Origin of the sequence: uncultured Brevundimonas sp. (assembly GCF_963975535.1) — a bacterium.
Taxonomy (GTDB): Bacteria; Pseudomonadota; Alphaproteobacteria; order Caulobacterales; family Caulobacteraceae; genus Brevundimonas.
Genome location: NZ_CAXBHE010000002.1, coordinates 48,868 through 68,880 on the forward strand (window position 1 = coordinate 48,868; position 20,013 = coordinate 68,880).

Below are 20,013 nucleotides of genomic sequence, written 5' to 3' on the forward strand. Positions count from 1 at the left end.
CGGACGCCGTCTGGCAAGCGGTGATCAAACAGGCCCCTGTCAGCCCCTGCCGGGCAGGCCGTCCCGCGCGGCCACCGCGTCCGCGGCCTCGGCGATGGCGCTCCAGACCCGGTCCAGATCCGGGCCGTCGATACAGTAGGGCGGCATTACATAGACGGTGTCACCCAGCGGCCGGACCAGCAGGTCGCGGTCGCGGAAGAAGGCCAGCAGCCACGGCCCCAGGCCGGACAGATAGCCGTCGCGGCCGCCGTTGAAATCCACCGCCGCGATCGTGCCCAGTTGCCGGTGCCGGGTCAGGGATGGGTGGTCGCGCAGCCGGTCCAGATGGCCGGCCTGGGCGGCACCGAGGGCATTGATCCGCTCCAGCACCGGCTCGTCGCGCCAGATGGCCAGGTTCTCGACCGCGACGGCGCAGGCGATCGGATTGGCGGTGTAGCTGGACGAGTGGAAGAACATCCGGGACCGGTCGGTCGAGCGGTGGGCGTCGAAGATCGGGCCGGTGGCCAGGGTGACGGCCAGCGGCAGGGCCCCGCCGGTCAGGCCCTTGGACAGGCACAGGATGTCGGGCGTGATTCCGGCCTGTTCGCAGGCGAGCCGGGTGCCGGTCCGGCCCCAGCCGGTCATCACCTCATCGGCGATGAACAGCACCTCGTGGCGGGCGCAGACCTCGGCCATCGCCCGCAGCACCGCGGCGGAATAGATCAGCATGCCGCCGGCCCCGAGGATCAGCGGCTCGACGATGAAGGCGGCCGGGGCCGGGTCCTGGCGGCAGACGGCCTCAAGCGCGTCGATCGTGACCTGTTCCGCCCCCGGGGCTGGAAAGGGGATGGTGGCGACGTCGAACAGCAGGGGGGCATAGGCCCGGTTGAACACGCCGCGTTCACCGACCGACATCGTGCCGATGGTGTCCCCGTGATAGCCGTGCTGCAGGGTCACGATGCGATGGCGCGGCCGGCCGGTGTTGGCCCAGAAGCCCAGCGCCATCTTCAGGGCCACCTCGACGCTGGTCGAGCCGCTGTCCGAATAGAAGACGTGACGCAGCGGCTCCGGGGTCATCGCCACCAGTTCGCGGGCCAGGGTTTCGGCCGGTTCATGGGTCCAGCCGGCGAAGATGATCTGGTCATAGCGTTCGCTGGCGCGGCGCAGGGCGGCCTGCAGGCGCGGATGACTGTGGCCGTGGGTGATCACCCACCAGCTGGAGATGGCGTCGATGATGCGCCGCCCGTCGTCGGTGTGCAGGGCCGCCCCCTCGGTGCGCACCACCATCGGCACCGGCTCGTTCAGGCCATGCTGGGTGAAGGGCCGCCAGACCGGCGAGGTGCCATCGCCCCCGCTCACCGGAAGTCCGCCAGATCGAAATTGGCGGCGAAGGCCTCGGCCAGACCGGCGCGGGTCAGGGGATCGAGCCACGGCAGCCGGCCCAGCCGACGGACCTTTCCGAGCGCGGTGATCGCCGTCTCGGAGCTGTCCATGGCGTCACCGATGAAGGCCACGCCCAGCACGGGAATGGCGCGGGCGCGCAGGGCCTCAAGGGTCAGCAGGGTATGGTTGATCGTGCCGAGGCTGGTGGCGGCGCAGACCACCACGGGCAGGCCCCAGCGCGCGAACACATCGGCATAGACGGTCGTCGGGTTCAGCGGCACCAGCACCCCGCCCGCCCCCTCGATCACCAGCGGCCGTTCGCAGGGCGGCGGGGTCAGGGCCGGGGCATCGATATGGACCCCGTCCAGACGCGCGGCATGGTGCGGCGAAGCCGGGGTCACCAGCCGCCACGCCTCCGGCAGGATGCGGTCCGGGCCGAGGCCGGTCAGGGCCGCCACACTCATGCTGTCGGTCGGGTCCTGCAATCCGGCCTGGACCGGTTTCCAGTAGCAACCGTCCAGCGCCCCGGTCAGGGCCGCGGCAAAGACGGTCTTGCCGATATCGGTGCCGGTGCCGGTGACGACGATGGGGGGCATCAGGGCGTTCCCGGGTGTTGTTGCAACAGGGGTTCCAGCGCGGTGACCAGGGCCTCGACCGCCGCCAGATCAACATTGAGCGTCAGCGACAGGCGCAGGCGGGCGGTGCCGGGTGGTACCGTCGGCGGCCGGATGCCCCGCACGTCAAACCCGCGGTCCTGCAGGGCCCGGGCCACGGCCATGGTGCGGGCATCGTCCCCCAGAACCACCGGGATGATCTGCGATCCCGTCGCCGCCATGCCGAGCCGGTCGGTCAGCAGCGCTCCGGCGGCCCCGGTCAGGGCCTGCAGGCGACCGCGTGCAGACCCGTCGCCGATCAGGATCAGGGATTGGCGCATGGCCGCCGCCATCAGCGGCGACGGGGCCGTGGAAAAGATGAAGGCGCGGCCGCGGTTGACGATGAAGTCGATCACCGTCGGGTGGGCACACAGCAGCGCGCCCTCGCCGCCCATGGCCTTGCCGCAGGTATGCAGGGTGATGACGTTGTCCCGCCCCTGGAGGCCCGCCGCCAGCCCGCGCCCGCCGGGGCCGAACACGCCCGTCGCATGGGCCTCATCGATCAGCAGTACGGCGTCATCACGGTCGGCCAGGGCCATCAGCTCGGCCAGCGGGGCCTGATCGCCGTCCATGCTGTACAGGCTCTCGACCGCGATCCAGACCCGCCCCGAACCGCCCCGGTCGCGCCAGGCGTCGATCGCGGCCGCGGCGGCGACCACGTCATTGTGCGGGAAGGCGCTGGCCTGGGCCCGGCCCAGCCGCAACCCCTCATGCACGCTGGCGTGGATCAGGGCGTCGTGAAGCACCAGATCGCCGCGCTGCGGCAAGGTGGCCAGCAGCGCCGTATTGGCGGCATAGCCGGTCGAGAAATAGAGGGCCGCCGCCGCACCGAAGAAGGCCGCGGCCTCGGCCTCCAGGGCCTCATGCTCGGGGTGATTGCCGCGCAACAGGCGCGAGCCGCCGGAGCCGACCGGCACACCCCGCGCCAGGGCGGCGGCAACCGCCCGGCTCAACGCCTCACCCCCCGCCAGTCCAAGATAGTCGTTCGAGGCGAAATCGATGCCGCGCCGGGACGCGAGTCCACGCCGCCGGCCGGCCGCGGCCAGACGGTTCAGGTCCGCATCGTGATCCGGAAAGGCGCGCATGGTCTGACCGGGCTTCGGATCACCCCTGGCGGCGCACCAGCCGGCCGTAGTCTTCCATCAGGCCCAGCGACAGGGCCGCCGGCTTGAACCGATACTCGCCGATCTCGCTGACCGGGGTGACCTCGGCGGCGGTGCCGGTCAGGAAGCATTCGCTGAAGGTCGACAACTCCTCGGGGCGGATGTGGCGAACCACGACCTCGATCCCCTTGGCCGTGGCCATCTGGATCACGGTCTGGCGGGTGATGCCGTCAAGAATCGCGTCGACCGGCGGCGTGTGCAGGACACCGTCCTGGACGAAGAAGACATTGGCCCCGGTGGCCTCGGCCACATAGCCGCGCCAGTCCAGCATCATCGCGTCGGCGAAGCCGCGCTTTTCGGCCGCCGTCTTGGACATGGTGCAGATCATGTACAGGCCCGCCGCCTTGGCCGCCGAGGGGGCGGTCATCGGGTCGGGACGACGCCATTTGGCCCATTCCAGGCGGATGCCTTTGGCCTTGGTCTCGGGATCGAAATAGCTGGGCCATTCCCAGACGGCGATGGCCACGTGGGTCTTGTTGTTGCTGGCGGAGACGCTGACGGCCTCGGGGCCGCGATAGGCGACCGGTCGAACATAGCAGTCGTCCAGCCCCATACGGGCGCAGGTTTCCTTGCAGGCGGCGTCGATCTCGGCCACGCTGTACGGCAGGTCGAAATCCAGCAGGTTCGCCGAGCGGTGGAGGCGTTCTGAATGTTCAGTCAGCTTGAAAATTTCACCGCCGTACATGCGCTCACCCTCGAACACCGACGAGCCGTAGTGCAGAGCATGGGTCAGAACGTGCGTTTTCGCTTCCCGCCAGGGCACGAAATCGCCGTCCATCCAGATCCAGCCGTCACGATCGTCGAAAGGAACGAAGGCCATTGAATAACGTCTCCCGCGAAGAAGAGCGGTTTAGAGCCGTCGAAGCCGCCGAGGTCAACGCCCTGATCGGCAGAGGGGTGCCATGAGCGCGGTTGATTCGCGCCAGAATGGCCGCTCCGGGCCCGTCGCCGGAGCCGGAGTCGGCCGCCATCTGCTGATCGTCGACGACGACGATCGCATCCGCGAACTGCTCAAGGAATATCTGGCCCGGGAAGGCTATCGCGTCACCGGTGCCGCCCACGCGGCCGCCGCGCGGCGGCTGATGGAGCTGATCGAGTTCGACCTGGTGGTGCTGGACATCATGATGCCGGGCGAAAGCGGCCTGGACCTGACGACCTGGGTGCGGAGCAAGGCGGACACCTCGAGCACGCCGGTGCTGCTGCTGACCGCACGCGGCGAGGCCGACGACCGGATCGAGGGCCTGTCGCGCGGGGCCGACGACTATATGACCAAGCCGTTCGACCCGCGGGAACTGGCGTTGCGGATCGAGGCCATCCTGCGCCGGACCGGCGGCAAGCCCATGTCACCGCGCGAGATCAAGCTGGGCGCGGCGGTGTTCGACATGGAGCGGCTGGAACTGACCCGGGACGGCGCGCCGTTGCGGCTGACCGAGGCCGAGGCGCAGCTGCTGAAGACCCTGGCCCTGAGCGCCCACGCCCCGGTCGAGCGCGTCAGCCTGTCGCCCGACACCGCCGACATCACCGGCCGCGCCGTCGACGTCCAGGTGACCCGGCTGCGGCGCAAGCTGGAGGTCGACCCCAAGAACCCGCGCTATCTCCAGACCGTGCGCGGCGTCGGCTATATGCTGGCCCCGGACTGATGGTGGATATTCCTCCCCCAACGGGGGAGGGGGACCGCGACGCGGTGGAGGGGGTCTTTTCCGCCTCCCTTCCTCCGGCCCTACCCCCTCCACCATCCTTCGGATGGTCCCCCTCCCCCTGTGGGGGAGGAATGCGATGAAACTCCTGCCCGCCTCGCTGTGGCCGCGGTTTCTGAGGCGGCGGCTGCCGACCTCGCTGTGGGGACGGTCGCTGCTGATCATCGTCTTGCCGGTGCTGATCATGCAGATGGCGGTGACCTGGGTCTTCTTCGACGCCCACTGGCAGACGGTGACCGCCCGCCTGTCGGAAGGCCTGGCCGGCGACATCGCCTGGGCCGCCGAAAGCTACAGCGAGGACCCGTCCCCGGAAAACCTCGCGGTGATCGCCGACCGGGCCCAGCGGGCCATGTCGCTGTCGGTGGCGCTGCAGGAGGGGGCGACCCTGCCGCGCGAACAGGAACGCGGGGCGATCGGAGTCGTCGACCGGGCGCTGGAACACGCGCTGACCGCGCGGCTGGACCAGCCCTTCTGGTTCAACACCACCCGCTACCCGGCCTATGTCGACATCCGGGTGCAGCAGGCCGACGGCGTGCTGCGCATCATCGCCCCGCGCGAACGGGCCGTGGCCACCCAGGCCCACATCTTCGTGCTGTGGCTGACCATCGCCACGGTGCTGCTGATGTCCGTGGCCATCCTGTTCATCCGCAACCAGGTCCGGGCAATCGAGCGGCTGGCCGAGGCCGCCGAGGCGTTCGGCCGGGGCGAGACCTCGGTGCCGTTCAAGCCACACGGTGCGCGCGAGGTCCGGGCCGCCGCGGTCGCCTTCCTGGCCATGCGCGACCGGATCCAGCGCCATATCGAGCAGCGCACCGCCCTGCTGGCCTCGGTCAGCCACGACCTGCGCACGCCGCTGACCCGGCTGCGGCTGGAACTGGCCCTGGCCCCGCCGTTCAAGCGCGCCGGGGCGATGAAGGGCGACCTCGACGAGATGGAGCATATGATCGACGAATACCTCGCCTTCGCCCAGGGCGAGGCCGGCGAGGCGGCCCAGACCGTGACGGTGGCCGACATGCTGAAGGTGGCCGCCGAGGACGCCCGGCGCGCCGGGGTCGAGGCCGAGGTGGTCGCGCCCGCCGACCTGACCGCCACCGTCCGGCCCATCGCCTTCAGACGCGCCCTGGCCAATCTGGCCGGCAATGCCGCGGCCCATGGCGAGCATGTGCGCCTGTCGGCCCGGGCCCTGAGCTCCGGCGGGCTGGAGGTGGTGATCGAGGACGACGGGCCCGGCATTCCGCCGGACATGTATGAGGAGGCCTTCCGGCCGTTCTCGCGTCTGGATCCGGCACGAAACCAGAATCGCAAGGGGGTGGGTCTGGGTCTGGCCATCGCCCGTGACGTGGCCCGGGGCCACGGGGGCGACATCACCCTGGATCGCAGCGACCTGGGCGGGCTGCGCGCGATGATCCGCCTGCCCGGCTGATCACAAATTCCGGCGGATCACTGGCGCGGCGGTGACGGCGGGCGCATCTTCAGCCGGACAGGGCTGGAGCCCGGAGATGACCATGCGCAATCTTGCCTTTCTCGCCCCCCTCGCCGCCACCCTGGCCCTCGCCGGCGCGACCCAGGCCCAGCCGGCCGCGGTCAGCGTCAGCATCGGTCCTGACCTGCAGGAGAAGGCGGCGGACCTCGGCCCGCGCGAAGTGCTCCGGGAAGTGGACCGGCTGGCCGTGACCGTTCGCGACGCCCTGACCGAAAGCGGTGCCCTGCAGGGCGCGCGGGTCGAACTGGTGCTGACCGACCTGCGGCCAAACCGCCCGACCTTCGAACAGATGGCCCGCCGGCCCGGTCTGGACGGTCATCGCAGCATCAGCATCGGCGGGGCGGCGATCGAGGGCGAGGTGATCACCGCCGACGGCCAGCGCCTGCCGGTGCGCTATCGCTGGTATTCCCGCGACCTGATCGATGTGCACGGCTACGCCACCTGGCATGACGCCGAGCGGGCCTTCGACCGGCTGGCCGCCAATCTGGTCGCCGGGCGGCTAGTGACCCGATAGTTCCTCGGCCCGGGCCGCGGCCGCCTTGATCGCGGCGGTGGCGGGCGCGGCGACGCTGGCGGCCATGGCGTCCAGTCCGGCCTGGGTCGTGCCGCCAGGCGCGGCGATCTGGGACACCAGGTCGGCGAGCGGACGGCCGGTGTCGGCCCCCGATCCGGCCGAGCGCAGCGCACCGCGGGCCAGGGCCTCGGCGGCCACGGGGTCCAGCCCGGCGGCCTCACCGGCGGCGGCCATCGCCTGGACGAAGGCATAGACGAAGGCGGGGCCGGAGCCGGCGACGGCGGTGGCGGCGTTCATATGCGCCTCGTCGTCGAGATCGACCACCGTGGCCATCGCGGCGAACAGGGCGCGTCCAGCCTTGAGCGCCACGGCGGAGGTCGAGGACAGGGCCGCGACGCCGCGCCCCTGGGCCACGGCGGTGGTCGGCATGACCCGCACGACCGGACGGGCCGCGAAGGCTTCGGTCAGGGCCGCGCCCGGAACTCCGGCCATTACCGAGACGATCACGGTATCGGCGGGCAGCAGGTCGACCAGCGGGGCCACGGCCGCGCGCCACATGGCCGGTTTGACCGCGACCACCAGCACCCGGGCATCGGCCAGGGCTTCCAGCGGCGGATTGATCCAGGCCCCGCGCTTGCGCGCGGCCTCGGCCACCGGCTTTTCCGACGGGGTCAGGATGATCAATTCGGCCGGGTCCAGGGCCTCGGTCGCCAGCCAGCCCTCGGCGATGGCCGAGCCCAGCCGACCGCAGCCCAGCAGGACGACGGGACGGGCGGACGAATGTTCGGTTTCAGCTTTGGCCACGGCGGGGGCTCCTGGACAGACCGCGTCCCGACAAGGGATCGGGACGCTTCAGGCGCAGGGCATATGGCTTCAGGGCGGCGCTGTCACCCGCCGTCGGGGTCGCGGCCGGTCAGATCGACGGGGTCAGGCGGTGCCGACGGTCTCGAACAGGCAAGCGTCGATGGCTTCCTGCGGCTTCTTGTTGCCCTTGATCATGAAGGCGAAGGCCGGGTGGTAGCGATCGGCCGCCTCGACCGCGGCGTCGATCATCGAGGCCGCCTGGGCCAGGGTCGGGCGCTCGCCGTGCGGCAGGGCCAGGGAATGGCGGAACACGATCTCGCCGTCCTCGGCCCAGACCTCGAAATGGCCGAGCCAGGTGCGCTGGTTGACCAGGGCGATCAGTTCGTAGGCGGCGTTGCGCCGCCCCTTGCTGACCCGAAGGTCGAGGGCACAGCACAGCTGCAGGCAGTCGCCCTCAGGACGCCAGGCGAACCACAGCTCATAGTCCTTCCAGTCCCCCGCCAGGGCAAAGGCCAGGTCGCCGTCGTCCGTGCGATCGAACGGCAGGTTCTCTGCCGTCAGCACATGTTCGACCACATCCAGCGGATCAAAGGGGACATCGACCTCTTCGGGCCTCGCAGCGTCCATCAGGCAGTCCCAATCATTCGGGGCATGTCGCGCGACTCACGCTCCATGAATTGACGGTAGGCGTGTTCGCAGATTCGGCTCAACCGGCTGCGTCCTTGGGGGGAACCGAGGCTGTGGACGTTCCCTTTCCAGGCTTCTTTTGCCCGGTTGCGGACACATTGCCGTCTTTCAGGGCCGCGATCTCGGCGCGCAGGGCGGCGATCTCGGCCTTGAGGGCATCGAATTCGTCGCGACGGACCAGATCCATCTCGGCCACCATGCGGTCGGACTGGGCGCGGAAGGCCGCCTTGGCCTCGTCACCGGCGGCCTGGGCCAGCCCCATCGCGCCGGTCGTCAGCTTGGCGAACTCGTCGAGGATGGGGTTGCGCGTCTGCATGGCCGTCTGTCTCCTGACCGGATCGACTCCGGGTCACTGCGGGGGATGGTCCGCCCGATATGGTGAATGAATCCTTTAGAACACGGGGGCGGCGCTCTATCGCCCGGTCTTGGGGCAGAAGCGAGGCGGCTGAAAATCCGCGACGGGCGCGACGTCCCTTGCTAAATGCCGGGTCAGGCGATTGCAGGAGTGCCCGTGCCCTTTCCCGAGTTCGACCCGATCTGGTTCAGCATCGGCCCGCTGGATATCCGCTGGTACGCCCTGGCCTATGTCACCGGCATCGTGCTGGGCTGGTGGTATGCGGCGCGGCTGGTGAAGAGCGCGAGCGTCTGGGCCCCGGGCCGGCCGCCGGTCAATGCGGTGCAGCTGGACGACCTGGTGCTCTGGATCACCCTCGGCATCATCCTCGGCGGGCGTCTGGGCTATGCCCTGTTCTACCGGCCGGAACTGTATGGCGACCTGTTCACCGGCGCGGACTGGGGTCAGCGGCTGGCCCTGTTCCGCCTGTGGGACGGTGGCATGTCCTTCCACGGCGGCCTGATCGGCGTGTCCGCGGCCATGGTCGCCTTCGCCCGCCGCAACCGGATCAACATGCTCAGCCTCGGCGACCTGGTCGCCCCGGTGGTGCCGATCGGCCTGGCCTTCGGCCGACTGGCCAATTTCGTCAACGGCGAGCTGTGGGGCCGCCCCACCGACGTCGCCTGGGGCGTGAACTTCTGCAACAACCACGCCCGGGCCATCTACGGCGCGACCTGCGAATATATGGGGTCGGGCCCCGGTGATGTCGTGCGCCATCCCAGCCAGCTGTATGAGGCCGGGCTGGAGGGCATCGTGCTGCTGGCCATCCTGTCCTTCGCCGTGTGGAAGGTCCGTCTGCTGGCCAAGCCCGGCTATGTCACCGGCCTGTTCCTGCTGGGCTACGGCCTGATCCGGGCCTTGCTGGAGACGGTCCGTCAGCCCGACGTCGGTCTCGACCAGCTGCCGCTGGGCCTGACCATGGGCATGATCCTGTCGGTGCCGATGATGCTGATCGGTCTCTGGCTGATCCAGCGCGCCTGGCGTCGGCCGCCGGTCGCGGCCGCGCCCCAGCCTTCAGCAGACTGATGACGTTGAAGGCCCGGCTGGCGCGCGAGATCGCCCTGACCGGACCGATGACCGTCGCCGACTACGTCAACCGCTGCCTGCATGATCCGCAGGACGGCTACTATGCGACCCGCCCCGCCCTCGGTGCCGGCGGCGACTTCATCACCGCCCCCCTGGTCAGCCAGATGTTCGGCGAGCTGATCGGTCTGTGGGCGGTCGAGACCTGGCAGCGGCTGGGCGCGCCGGAACGGGTGCGGCTGGTCGAGGTCGGACCCGGCGACGGGACCCTGATGGCCGACGCCCTGCGCGCGGCGCGGCTGGCTCCCGACTTCCTGCAGGCGGTGGACCTGATCCTGATCGAACCCAGCGCGCCGCTGCGGGCGATGCAGGCCAGGATGCTGGCCGACAGCGACGTGCATCCGCGCTGGGTCTCGGGCCTGGAGCGGATCGAGACCGACGCCCCGGTGATCCTGATCGCCAATGAGGTGCTGGACTGCATGCCGGCGCGCCAGTTCGTGAAGACGGCGGACGGCTGGGCCGAGCGGCGCGTCGGCGTCGACGACGCCGGGGCCCTGATCTTCGGCCTGGTGGCCATCAACGGCGGCTTCACACGCCCGAGCTTCGAGATGGCCCCGGGCCAGACACTGGAGATCTCGGACCAGCAGGCGGTGTTCGGTCGCGACCTGGCCCGGCTGGTCAGCGCCACATCGGGGGCGGCGCTGCTGATCGACTATGGCCGGGCCCGGCCCGAGGCCGGGGATACGCTGCAGGGTCTGTACCGGCACCGCAAGGTCGACCCGCTGGCCGCGCCGGGCGAGGCCGACCTGACCCAGTGGGCCGACTTCCCCGCGGTGCTGGAAGCCGCGGTCCACGCCGGAGCCGATGTCACCGGCTGCCGCGACCAGGGCGACTTTCTCGGCCGGCTGGGTATCGCGGCCCGGTCCGAACGACTGATGGCGGCCCGGCCCGATGTCGCCCCGGTGATCCAGCGCCAGCTGGACCGGCTGACCGGACCCGAGCAGATGGGGACCCTGTTCAAGGCCGCCGCGATTTTTTCCCCGCGCTCGCTGATGGTGCCGGGGTTCGAGGCCTGAGCGGACTGGCAGGGTTTGGCGAATTCGGGGTGCCAACCCTGCCAAATCCCGCCCTGCCCCCCGATCCGGCGAGGTCGCCATATTGTGATCATAGACGACCGCTGCGCCGGTTCCGGACGCAGGCCGCAACCGCGACAGGCGGATGCGCGCGCGATATGAAAAGGGGATGACCGACCTCCTGACCCCCATCACCCATCCGCTGCTGACCAACGCCGGGGTGCGCCATGGCTTCTTCACGCGCACGGGCGGCGTGTCGACCGGCCTGTATCAGGGGCTGAACACCGGAGTGGGGTCGGGCGACGATCCGGCCGCCGTGGCCGAGAACCGGCGTCGCGCCGCCGCCTGGCTGGGCGGCACGCCCGACGACCTGGCCGCCTGCTACCAGATCCATTCCACCGTCACCCGCGTGGCCGAGGCCGGCTGGAAGGGGTTCCGGCCCGAGGGCGACGCCGTGGCCAGCGCCGCGCCCGGCGCGATCTGCGCCGTGCTGACCGCCGACTGCGCGCCGATATTGCTGGCCGACGCCGGGGCCGGGGTGGTCGCGGCCGTCCACGCGGGCTGGAAGGGGGCGCTGGACGGGGTGGTGCACAGCGCCGTCGCCGCCATGCAGGCGCTGGGGGCCGCGCCGGGCCGGACGGTGGCGGTGGTCGGACCCTGTATCGCCCAGGCCTCCTATGAGGTCGACACTGCCTTCATGGACCGGTTCACCCACCACGATCCGGGCAGCGAGCGGTTTTTCGCGCCGGGCGTCGTGGCCGACCGCCGCCAGTTCGACCTGCCCGGCTTCGTGCTGTGGCGGCTGGAACAGGCCGGGATCGGCGAGGCCGTCTGGACCGGCGACGACACGCGGGCGGATGCGGCGCGCTTCTATTCGAACCGGCGGGCCTATCTGAACGGTGAGCCGGACTTCGGGCGGTTGATCAGTGCTGTGGCGCTGGGGTGAGGTCGGGAGACGGGCTCGACCGACGCTCTATTCACCGAACCTGATCCGGACACCCGCATTGGCCGTGATCCCCTCCAGGGGGGCCCAGGCATCTACGGTCCAGCTGCCGTCCGGAGCACGCTGGGGCCGCAGCAGCGGGTCCTCGCGGGTCTGGCGCACATCAAGCAGGTTTTCGAGGTTCAGGAACAGGCGGTAGCGCCCGAAAATCACTTCCCCCAGAAGACCAAGCTCGACGTAGCTGTCACTCCTGGTGCGGTAGGGATTGGCCTCCAGGGCCTGCTCACCGGTGTAGTAGGCTTCGAATCCGATCCGCCCCCGGTCGTGATCCTCCCACATGGCGACGAAGCCGGCGGAATGGCGCGGTGTCAGCGGAACGGCCTGACGGCCGAAACCCGTATCATCCGGCTCGCTGGCATCGACATAGAGGTAGCTGCCGGTAACGACCCAGGGGCCGCGTCGCCAGCGGCCCAGCGCTTCGACCCCACGGGTCCGGGTCAGGCCGTCGGCATTGACCAATCGCACGCGATCCGGCGCGGTCGCCTGCAGGCGCACCGCACCGTCGATATCCGAGGCAAAGACGGTCAGCCCCCATTCCCACGGTCCCGCCGCATAGCCGAAATCCAGTGAAGCAGTCTCGGCGGTTTCCTCGCGAAGTCCCGCGAGAGGCTCCAGTCGGGCGAGGCCCGAAGCCTCGATTTCCTCGACAAAAGGCGTCAGGGCGTAGAATCCACGTCCCCACGAGGCACGAACGGTCCACGGACCGGGCTTGTAGAGCAGGGACAGGCGCGGGCTGAACTGGGCGTCATAGGCGCTGTGATCGTCCCATCGCGCGCTCGCGGCGATAACCAGATCGTCCGTCAGATCGCGTTCGACCTGGAGGAACAGCGCCGGTGTTTCGAAGGTGTAGTTGAAGCCGGGAAACGTCGCGGACGCATAGTCCTCGGTCTGGAAGGCGACTCCCCCCAACCAGGATGAGCCGAGAGCCTCCATCGAGACGGACCCCTCGGCAAGCACGGTCTGGTGTTCGTCCTTTTCGACCAGGGACCCGAAGCGATGCCGGTGCGCCTGGGTCACGCCGGAAGCGCGCAACTGGGCCGTGCCCCAGCTGCCAAGGGGGTGTTCGATCACCATGCCCGCGTCGATCCGGCGCGTGTCCTGGTTCTGCTGGAAAGGCTGCCCGTCAGGCGCAAGCCGGCCGCTTGACGTGCCCCCGCGTCGATCCTCGGTCATGGCTCCAAGCGTGACGAAGAGGCGCGAACCGTCGTCGCCATCCCAGAAGAGCCGGGGACGCGCGGAAACGCGTTCGTAGGCGGCCATATCGATCCAGCCGTCGGCATCGAGGTCCTGCCCGGTTTGCCGATTGGCGGAGGCCAGAAGCGAAGCCCCCCAGCCGCTGCTGAGCGGCGCAGATCCGTAGGCGGAGAGGTCCTGTCCGTCCTGCGATGTGGCGTTCAGGATCAACTCGCCCCCGGCCTCGTCGCCGGGACGTCGGGAGATGAGATTGATGACTCCGCCCAACGCCTGCCCCCCGTAGAGTGCCGAAGCGGCCCCCTTGATCACCTCGACCTGTCGAAGGTCGCTCGGCGGGATTTGCAGCAGGCCCAGTGAAGACGCCTGGCCGCCGTAGAGGGGCAACCCGTCTGCCAGCAGCTGGGTGTAGCGGCCCCTCATGCCCTGCACACGGATATTGGCTGCTCCCAGGCCGGGCGAGGTCACCTGCACGCGAAGACCGCCCGTCTCGGCGAGCAGCATCGAGATATTGCCGGGCCGCATCAGAAGCTTCTCTTCGATCTCCTCCTGCCCGAGAATCTCGACCCGGACCGGCTCATCCTGCACGCGCCGCCGGGAGCGCGTGGACTGGACGATGACATCCTCGATCCGGGTTATCCCGTCGTCGTGGTGAATCTCGCCACCGGCCTCCTGGGCGAAGACCGTGCCGGGAACTGCCATCACAGCGAACAGGGCGGCCAAGACCTGCGGGTGGGAGTGGCGCATTGTTCGGGGGGCCTTCGGTGATGGAACACCGCATAGAGTCCGGACGTCCTGCCGGGTCAAGGCACGCCCGTCCTCATCCACCAGGACTTCCACAATGGGGAGACATGAACCGTTTCGCAGGCCTGGTCGGCCCGCCGAGCGCGGTCTCTAGCCGACCTGGGCCAGCTGGGGGACGCGGACCGTTTCGCGCCAGGCCTGGCGGTTGGCCAGCAGTTCGCGGACCAGCAGGTTGTTGATGGCATGGCCGGCCTTGACCCCTTCGTAGCGGCCCAGCAGGGGCGCGCCGAGCACGTAGAGGTCGCCGATGGCGTCCAGCGCCTTGTGCTTCACGAACTCGCGTTCCATGCGCAGGCCACCGGGGTTGAGGATCTCGTCGCCATCGATGACCACGGCGTTCTCGAGGCTGCCGCCACGGGCCAGACCGGCCTTGCGCAGGGCCTCGACCTCATGGGCGAAGCCGAAGGTGCGGGCGGCCATGATCTCGGTGCGGAAGGTGGCCTCGTCGACAACGAAATCAACCACCTGGTTGCCGATCACCGGGGTCGGGAAGTCGATCTCGAAGCGCATCTCATAGCGGTCGCACGGCAGCAGGGCGGCGGTCTTGTCACCGTCCTGAACCCGGATCGGCTCGAGGATCTCGATATAGCGGACCGGGGCCTCCTGGCGGCGGAAGCCGGCGCGGTCCAGCAGCTGGACGAATTGCAGGGCCGAACCGTCGAGGATCGGCAGCTCGGGGCCGTCGACCTCGACCACGGCATTGGACACGCCCAGGGCGCAGAAGGCGGCCATCAGATGCTCGATGGTCGACAGGCGCACGCCGGCGGCGTTGGCGATCATGGTGTTCAGGCGGGCATCGACGACGACATCGCCCGAGACGGGAATACGGTTGTCGCGATCGGTGATGTCGGTGCGCACGAAGACGATACCGGTGCCGGTCGGGGCCGGACGCACGGCCAGACGCACACGCTTTCCGGTGTGCACGCCCACGCCCGCGATGATCGCAGGGGCGATGGTCGTCTTCTGGTGATGGTCGTTTCTGACCGACAAACTCGAACTCGCTCTGACGTCCAGCCGCTTCTGCGCACGGAACTTTACTCGCAGACCGTCTAGCGATCCGGCGGCAGGGTCGAAATGAAAGTCGGGTTTCCGATTGTTTCGTTTTGGGAAGATCGCTCGCCCCGAACGCGAAACCGCCCCGGGGCCCTGGGCACCGAGGCGGCTTCTTATCGCACATTATTCAGATGGTTAGTTGGCCAGGCGGCGCAGGAACGACGGAATCTCCAAATCGTCCTCTGCCTGGCCGGTCTGCGGCTCCGGGGCCGGCTGGGCCGAGCTGGTGGTGCGCATCTGCGAGGTTCCGCGCGACGGTGACGACGGCACATAGACCGGCGGGGTCGCGGGGCGCTTGCCACGGCCGAACAGGCTCCAGCCGCTGCGGCGATGGTCACGGTCATCGTAGGAATCGTCGGCGACGACCTCTTCACGGACCGGCGCGGCGGGGGCCGGACGCTCGCTGTAGAGGTCGCCCTGCGACTCGGAGGCGGATGCGGCGGTCCGGGGCCGCGGGGCGGCTTCATACTCCTCGACCCAGGGATCGACGATCGGCTGCAGGTCGCGTTCCTCGGCGACGTGGATCACCGGCTCGGGACGCACGTCAGCCCGCGGGGCGGCGGCATAGGCCCGCTCGGACGCCTGGAAGGTCGGGGTGACGGGAGCCGGCTCGGCCACGCGCGGGGCCTCGGCCCGGACGGCTTCGGCACGGGCGGGTTCCGGCGCGCGGACCGGGGCTGCCGGGGTCGTCGTCGCGGCGTGGCGACGGCCGTCCAGCAGGTTGGTGCCCTGGGGCTCGATCTTGGAGATGATCGCCTCGTCCATGCCGGTGGCGACGACCGAGACGCGGATCTTGCCGTCCAGCGACGGGTCGAAGGCGGCACCGAAGATGATGTTGGCGTCGCCGTCCACCTCGCCGGCGATGGCGTTGGCGGCCTCGTCGACTTCCAGCAGGGTCATGTCCAGACCGCCGGTGATGTTGACCAGCACGGCCTTGGCCCCCTTGAGGGAGGTTTCGTCCAGCAGCGGGTTGGCGATGGCGTTCTGGGCCGCCTGCAGGGCGCGGTCGTCGCCCGAGGCCTCGCCCGTGCCCATCATCGCCTTGCCCATTTCGGACATGACGGCGCGGACGTCGGCGAAGTCGAGGTTGATCAGGCCGGGCAGGATCATCAGGTCGGTGATCGAGCGGACGCCCGAATGCAGCACCTGGTCGGCCATGCCGAAGGCGTCGGCGAAGGTGGTGCGCTCGTTGGCGACGCGGAACAGGTTCTGGTTCGGAATGACGATCAGGGTGTCGACATAGCGCTGCAGCTCGGCGATGCCGGCATCGGCCAGACGCATGCGGTGACGGCCCTCGAAGGTGAAGGGCTTGGTCACGACGCCGACGGTCAGGATGCCGCGGTCACGGGCGCATTTGGCGATGACGGGGGCCGCACCGGTGCCGGTGCCGCCGCCCATGCCGGCGGTGATGAAGACCATATGGGCCCCATCGAGATGGCTGAAGATTTCCTCGGCCGATTCCTCGGCGGCATTCATGCCGACCTCGGGATGCGCGCCGGCGCCCAGACCCTGGGTGATGGTCTCGCCCAGCTGGATGCGGCGGTCGGTCTTGGCGAAGGACAGATGCTGGGCATCGGTGTTGGCGACGACGAACTCGACCCCTTCAAGGCCGGCGTCGATCATGTTGTTGACGGCGTTGCCGCCCGCACCACCCACGCCGAATACGACGATCCGGGGCTTCAGTTCCGTATTTTCAGGACGCACCAGCGATAGAGACATTTCGATTCCGACCTTCCGACCCAGCCCCGTAGATCCAATGCGAAACCCCGCCGATTCGCATTGGTTATGGACGCGTTAAGGAAAGCCCCAACAGCGTTAAGGGAAGGTTACCGGATAAGGTGAGTCGGGCCGTTAAACAGCCGGTTCGTTAACCTTGGCGGCAAAAATCGCCCGTCTTTCAACAGGTCGACCCGGCTTCGCCGATAAACCGGCGATCAATCAGAGATTTTCGCGCAGCCAGCCGGCGGCCCGGGCGACCAGATTGCCCTGGTGGACGCGCGGGGCGTCGGCGGCGGTGATCTGGCGTGACATCAGCTTGCGCGCCGATACGGCCTCGCGCGGTCCGTAGGCGGCCCGCAGCAGGATGCCGGCGGCCGAGCAGAAGGCCGGGCCCGAGGCGGCGTCGGCGAGGTGGGGCGCGCGCTGCGGCTTGCCCAGCCGGACCGGGCGGTCGAACACCCGCACGGCCAGTTCGCGCACACCGTTGAGCTGGCTGGCCCCGCCGGTCAGGACCAGGCCGGCCCCCGGCTCGAGCCCGACCCCGGCATTGCGCAGGCGGTCGCGCAGCAGCTCCAGCGTCTCCTCGACACGGGGAGCGATGACGGTCTTGAGCATGGCGCGGGGTACGATCACCGGACCGGACGAGGGATCCTCGCCGCGCGGCGGAGCCTCCAGCATCTCGCGGTCCTCGTTGGCGCTGGCCATGGCCGAGCCGTGCAGGGTCTTGAGCCGCTCGGCCCCGGCCCGTGAGGTCGACAGGCCGCGGGCGATGTCGGCCGTGACGTGATCACCACCGACGTTGAGGCTCTCGATATGCAGCAGCGAACGCCCGCCCCAGACGGCGGCGCTGGTCGAGCCGCCGCCCATGTCGATGCAGACGGCCCCGAGATCCATCTCGTCGTCTTCCAGTGCGGCCAGGGACGAGACCATCGGCGCGGCGACCACGCCCTGCAGGTCCAGATGGGCCAGTTCGAGGCAGTGACTGAGCGAGGAGAAGGCGCTTTCGGCCATCGACACGACCAGCAGGTCGAGACCGAGCGAGCCGCCGTGCATGGCGCGCGGGTCATGGACGCCGCGCGCGCCGTCGACCGACCAGGCGATCGGCAGGACGTGGATCGGGCGACGGTTGGGCAGACGCACCTGGGCCAGGGCCATGGCGATGGCGCGGGCCAGATCGGCGTCGCCGACCGGGTTGGCCCCCAGCGAAACCCGGGCCTGGACGCGGTGGCTGGCCATCTGGCCGATGGCGGTGGTGACGACGACGCCCGAGACCGGGGCCCCGGCCGCGCGCTCGGCCCGTTCGACGGCGTGGCCGATGGCCTGGGCCGCGTCATCCATGCTGACGATGGCCCCGCCCTTCACGCCGCGCGACTGGACGTGGCTGGCTCCGGCGACGCGGATGGTGCGGTCGGCATGGCGCACGCCGTCGGGCTTCATGATGAAGCAGGCGACCTTGGACTGGCCCAGGTCGAGCGCCGCCACGACCGGGGCGCGGCCCGCCGCGCCCTTGGCATTGTCCACAGTCTTGTCCGCACGCCCGGCCATCAGTTCCGCTCTTTCATACGCTTACACATCACCGGCCGAGGGACGGACGGCGACTTCATCCGGGGTTCTCAGATCGACCCGGGCGAAGCCGAGGTCGAGCAGTCGCTCACGCTGGTCCAGCGCATCGAGCTGGATCAGGGCCGCGTCCTGGTCGGTCGCGGGCAGTTGAATCAGGCTGCCGTCCTTCAAACGCAGGTCCCAGCGGCGTTCATCGACCCGCACCAGGGCGTCGATCCGGCTCATCAGACGGGGACGCTGGGCCAGCAGGGGCAGGATTTCGGCGGCGGCCAGGTCGGCCCCCTTGCCGACGACCAGCGGCAGGCCCGGATAGCGGCCGGCGTCGGCCCCGGTGATGACCCGGCCCTGGCCGTCGATGACCTTGACCTGTCCTCCCGCCTGCCAGACGGCGAGACGGTCGTGCTCGCGCACCTCGATGATCAATGTGTCGGGCAGCAGACGCACGACGCGCGCCTCACGCACCCAGCCGACAGCCTCGACGCGCTGGCGCAGCAGGTCGAGGTCGAGTCCGATGATCGGCTGTCCGGCCTGGACCTCGAGGGCCTGCTGGATGGCGGGGGTCGCCTCGGCCGAGGCCCCGGTGATGTGCACCCGGCGCAGGCTCAGCCCCATGCCGGTCATGACGGTGTCGACACCGCCGGATACGGAATTGCCGATCCGCTCGGCGCGCGCGCCGGTGGCCAGAACGCCGAGCAGCAGCAGGGCACCGGCGGCGATGCTGATCACCACCGCACGCGGCGACAGGTCGAGACGGCCGATGGCCGCCATCTTGCCGGGAACCGGCGACGCGTTCCGGGCTCCGCCACGCGACCGACCGCCCCCCTTGCCGGAGGGCGCACCGCGATTGGGAGCCTGTTTGGAACTCTGTCGCCGACCGCCGCGAACTATCGCGGGCATGAGGCGTCCTCCACCATCCACCGAACCAGATCCTGATACGTCATCCCGGAATGGACGGCCTGCTCGGGAACGAGCGAGGTCGGGGTCATGCCGGGCTGGGTATTGACCTCCAACAGGACGAGATCGTCCTTAACATCGTCATAACGAAAGTCGGATCGGGTGACGCCGCGGCAACCGAGGGCGACATGGGCCCGTTCGGATTCGCGCAGCGCGGCCTCGAATACATGCGGCGGCAGTCGGGCCGGAAGCTGGTGAACCGACCCGCCCGGCGCATATTTGGCCTCATAGTCATAGAAGCCCTTCACCGGAGTGATGTCGGTCACGGTCAGGGCGCGCGGACCACCGGCCTCGCCGATCACGGCAACGGCCAGCTCCTTGCCGGCGATATAGGGCTCGACCATCACCTGCTCGCCATAGGCCCAGTCGTCGGCCCCGACCTCGAGCTGCGGGCCGTTGGCCCCCTCGCGCACCAGATAGACCCCGACCGAGGACCCCTCGGCATTGGGCTTGATCACATAGGGCGGGTCGATCACGTGGCGGCGGGCCACCTCATGCCGGTCGAACAGGCCGCCGCCGGGGACCCGCACACCGGCCGCGCGCAGCACGGCCTTGGACTTGTCCTTGTCCATGGTCAGGGCCGACGGCAGGACACCGGAGTGGGTATAGGGAATGGCGAGGGTCTCGAGCACGCCCTGGACGCAGCCGTCCTCGCCCCAGTGGCCGTGCAGGGCGTTGAAGACGACGTCAGGCTTGAGAGCGGCCAGCACCTGGGCCAGATCGCGGCCGGCGTCGATGCGGGTGACGCGGACCCCCTGGGCCTCGAGGGCCTCGGCGCAGCCCTTGCCCGAGGACAGGGACACTTCGCGCTCGGACGACAGTCCGCCCAGCAGGACGGCGACGTGCAGATCTGCGAACGGGCGGGTCATGGGA

The 20,013-nt window shown here is 69.6% G+C and carries 19 protein-coding genes; 6 read left to right on the forward strand and 13 right to left on the reverse strand.

The annotated features are described in order from the left end of the window. Positions 1–39: 39 nt before the first annotated feature. From AACZ75_RS02530 to AACZ75_RS02545, 4 genes are read right to left on the reverse strand one after another with little or no spacing between them, the layout of a single operon-like run. Positions 40–1,338 carry an adenosylmethionine--8-amino-7-oxononanoate transaminase gene (locus AACZ75_RS02530; RefSeq protein WP_339871050.1) on the reverse strand — a complete coding sequence of 433 codons (1,299 nt, stop codon included), beginning with the start codon at positions 1,336–1,338 and terminating at the stop codon, positions 40–42. Further along, a complete protein-coding gene (bioD, locus tag AACZ75_RS02535; RefSeq protein ID WP_339871052.1) occupies positions 1,335–1,958 on the reverse strand; it encodes a dethiobiotin synthase in 624 nt (207 codons plus the stop codon). Before bioD ends, AACZ75_RS02530 begins: the two co-directional genes overlap by 4 nt. Next, complete coding sequence (locus AACZ75_RS02540; RefSeq protein WP_339871053.1) at positions 1,958–3,100, reverse strand: 8-amino-7-oxononanoate synthase; 1,143 nt, start codon at positions 3,098–3,100, stop codon at positions 1,958–1,960. The genes bioD and AACZ75_RS02540 overlap by 1 nt, the downstream gene beginning before the upstream one ends. A gap of 19 nt (positions 3,101–3,119) precedes the next feature. After that, entirely contained in the window at positions 3,120–3,998 is an 879-nt protein-coding gene (locus AACZ75_RS02545; protein WP_339871055.1) for a branched-chain amino acid aminotransferase, read from the reverse strand. An 82-nt stretch (positions 3,999–4,080) separates the two neighbouring features. Here AACZ75_RS02545 and AACZ75_RS02550 point away from each other — a divergent pair, with 82 nt between their 5' ends. From AACZ75_RS02550 to AACZ75_RS02560, 3 genes are all read left to right on the forward strand, one after another. After that, positions 4,081–4,818, forward strand: a complete 738-nt coding sequence (locus tag AACZ75_RS02550) for a response regulator transcription factor (protein WP_339871056.1) — start codon at positions 4,081–4,083, stop codon at positions 4,816–4,818. A gap of 136 nt (positions 4,819–4,954) precedes the next feature. Then, positions 4,955–6,298 carry an ATP-binding protein gene (locus AACZ75_RS02555; RefSeq protein WP_339871057.1) on the forward strand — a complete coding sequence of 448 codons (1,344 nt, stop codon included), beginning with the start codon at positions 4,955–4,957 and terminating at the stop codon, positions 6,296–6,298. Between the two features lie 82 nt (positions 6,299–6,380). Continuing rightward, positions 6,381–6,872 (forward strand): hypothetical protein, encoded by a 492-nt coding sequence (locus AACZ75_RS02560; RefSeq protein ID WP_339871059.1) that lies wholly within the window; start codon positions 6,381–6,383, stop codon positions 6,870–6,872. On the opposite strand, the gene AACZ75_RS02565 is transcribed toward AACZ75_RS02560, so the two are convergent. The 3 genes from AACZ75_RS02565 to AACZ75_RS02575 all read right to left on the reverse strand — a co-directional run bounded on the left by AACZ75_RS02565 (position 6,858) and on the right by AACZ75_RS02575 (position 8,679). Then, positions 6,858–7,676 carry a pyrroline-5-carboxylate reductase dimerization domain-containing protein gene (locus AACZ75_RS02565; protein ID WP_339871060.1) on the reverse strand — a complete coding sequence of 273 codons (819 nt, stop codon included), beginning with the start codon at positions 7,674–7,676 and terminating at the stop codon, positions 6,858–6,860. The two genes, AACZ75_RS02560 and AACZ75_RS02565, sit on opposite strands and share 15 nt — an antisense overlap. Before the next feature lie 123 nt (positions 7,677–7,799). Next, a complete protein-coding gene (locus tag AACZ75_RS02570; protein WP_339871061.1) occupies positions 7,800–8,303 on the reverse strand; it encodes a YbjN domain-containing protein in 504 nt (167 codons plus the stop codon). Positions 8,304–8,382: 79 nt separating this feature from the next. Then, positions 8,383–8,679: an accessory factor UbiK family protein gene (locus AACZ75_RS02575; protein WP_339871062.1), complete on the reverse strand. Its 297-nt coding sequence runs from the start codon at positions 8,677–8,679 to the stop codon at positions 8,383–8,385. A 195-nt stretch (positions 8,680–8,874) separates the two neighbouring features. On the opposite strand from AACZ75_RS02575, the gene lgt reads away from it, so the two are divergent. From lgt to AACZ75_RS02590, 3 genes are all read left to right on the forward strand, one after another. Beyond that, a complete protein-coding gene (lgt, locus tag AACZ75_RS02580) occupies positions 8,875–9,783 on the forward strand; it encodes a prolipoprotein diacylglyceryl transferase (protein ID WP_339871064.1) in 909 nt (302 codons plus the stop codon). Then, complete coding sequence (locus AACZ75_RS02585; protein ID WP_339871065.1) at positions 9,783–10,856, forward strand: SAM-dependent methyltransferase; 1,074 nt, start codon at positions 9,783–9,785, stop codon at positions 10,854–10,856. Before lgt ends, AACZ75_RS02585 begins: the two co-directional genes overlap by 1 nt. Positions 10,857–11,022: 166 nt before the next feature. Beyond that, positions 11,023–11,799 (forward strand): polyphenol oxidase family protein, encoded by a 777-nt coding sequence (locus tag AACZ75_RS02590; RefSeq protein WP_339871066.1) that lies wholly within the window; start codon positions 11,023–11,025, stop codon positions 11,797–11,799. A 27-nt stretch (positions 11,800–11,826) separates the two neighbouring features. Here the strand turns inward: AACZ75_RS02590 and AACZ75_RS02595 are convergent, their stop codons facing one another. The 6 genes from AACZ75_RS02595 to AACZ75_RS02620 all read right to left on the reverse strand — a co-directional run bounded on the left by AACZ75_RS02595 (position 11,827) and on the right by AACZ75_RS02620 (position 20,009). Next, a complete protein-coding gene (locus AACZ75_RS02595; protein WP_339871067.1) occupies positions 11,827–13,794 on the reverse strand; it encodes a TonB-dependent receptor in 1,968 nt (655 codons plus the stop codon). A gap of 147 nt (positions 13,795–13,941) precedes the next feature. After that, on the reverse strand, positions 13,942–14,841 hold the full coding sequence (lpxC, locus tag AACZ75_RS02600; RefSeq protein WP_339871068.1) for a UDP-3-O-acyl-N-acetylglucosamine deacetylase: 900 nt from the start codon (positions 14,839–14,841) through the stop codon (positions 13,942–13,944). Positions 14,842–15,039: 198 nt separating this feature from the next. After that, positions 15,040–16,623: a cell division protein FtsZ gene (gene ftsZ, locus AACZ75_RS02605; RefSeq protein WP_339871070.1), complete on the reverse strand. Its 1,584-nt coding sequence runs from the start codon at positions 16,621–16,623 to the stop codon at positions 15,040–15,042. A gap of 219 nt (positions 16,624–16,842) precedes the next feature. Beyond that, positions 16,843–18,168: a cell division protein FtsA gene (ftsA, locus tag AACZ75_RS02610; RefSeq protein WP_339871072.1), complete on the reverse strand. Its 1,326-nt coding sequence runs from the start codon at positions 18,166–18,168 to the stop codon at positions 16,843–16,845. A 21-nt stretch (positions 18,169–18,189) separates the two neighbouring features. Continuing rightward, positions 18,190–19,083, reverse strand: a complete 894-nt coding sequence (locus AACZ75_RS02615) for a cell division protein FtsQ/DivIB (RefSeq protein ID WP_339871073.1) — start codon at positions 19,081–19,083, stop codon at positions 18,190–18,192. Further along, a complete protein-coding gene (locus AACZ75_RS02620) occupies positions 19,071–20,009 on the reverse strand; it encodes a D-alanine--D-alanine ligase (protein ID WP_339871075.1) in 939 nt (312 codons plus the stop codon). The genes AACZ75_RS02615 and AACZ75_RS02620 overlap by 13 nt, the downstream gene beginning before the upstream one ends. Positions 20,010–20,013: the final 4 nt, after the last annotated feature.

Coding starts and splice junctions, on each gene's coding strand:
- bioD (WP_339871052.1), bottom strand. CDS start 1,958: ATGCCCCCCATCGTCGTCACCGGCACCGGCACCGATATCGGCAAGACC.
- AACZ75_RS02540 (WP_339871053.1), bottom strand. CDS start 3,100: ATGCGCGCCTTTCCGGATCACGATGCGGACCTGAACCGTCTGGCCGCG.
- AACZ75_RS02545 (WP_339871055.1), bottom strand. CDS start 3,998: ATGGCCTTCGTTCCTTTCGACGATCGTGACGGCTGGATCTGGATGGAC.
- AACZ75_RS02550 (WP_339871056.1), top strand. CDS start 4,081: ATGAGCGCGGTTGATTCGCGCCAGAATGGCCGCTCCGGGCCCGTCGCC.
- AACZ75_RS02555 (WP_339871057.1), top strand. CDS start 4,955: ATGAAACTCCTGCCCGCCTCGCTGTGGCCGCGGTTTCTGAGGCGGCGG.
- AACZ75_RS02560 (WP_339871059.1), top strand. CDS start 6,381: ATGCGCAATCTTGCCTTTCTCGCCCCCCTCGCCGCCACCCTGGCCCTC.
- AACZ75_RS02570 (WP_339871061.1), bottom strand. CDS start 8,303: ATGGACGCTGCGAGGCCCGAAGAGGTCGATGTCCCCTTTGATCCGCTG.
- AACZ75_RS02575 (WP_339871062.1), bottom strand. CDS start 8,679: ATGCAGACGCGCAACCCCATCCTCGACGAGTTCGCCAAGCTGACGACC.
- AACZ75_RS02585 (WP_339871065.1), top strand. CDS start 9,783: ATGACGTTGAAGGCCCGGCTGGCGCGCGAGATCGCCCTGACCGGACCG.
- AACZ75_RS02590 (WP_339871066.1), top strand. CDS start 11,023: ATGACCGACCTCCTGACCCCCATCACCCATCCGCTGCTGACCAACGCC.
- AACZ75_RS02595 (WP_339871067.1), bottom strand. CDS start 13,794: ATGCGCCACTCCCACCCGCAGGTCTTGGCCGCCCTGTTCGCTGTGATG.
- ftsZ (WP_339871070.1), bottom strand. CDS start 16,623: ATGTCTCTATCGCTGGTGCGTCCTGAAAATACGGAACTGAAGCCCCGG.
- ftsA (WP_339871072.1), bottom strand. CDS start 18,168: ATGGCCGGGCGTGCGGACAAGACTGTGGACAATGCCAAGGGCGCGGCG.
- AACZ75_RS02615 (WP_339871073.1), bottom strand. CDS start 19,083: ATGCCCGCGATAGTTCGCGGCGGTCGGCGACAGAGTTCCAAACAGGCT.
- AACZ75_RS02620 (WP_339871075.1), bottom strand. CDS start 20,009: ATGACCCGCCCGTTCGCAGATCTGCACGTCGCCGTCCTGCTGGGCGGA.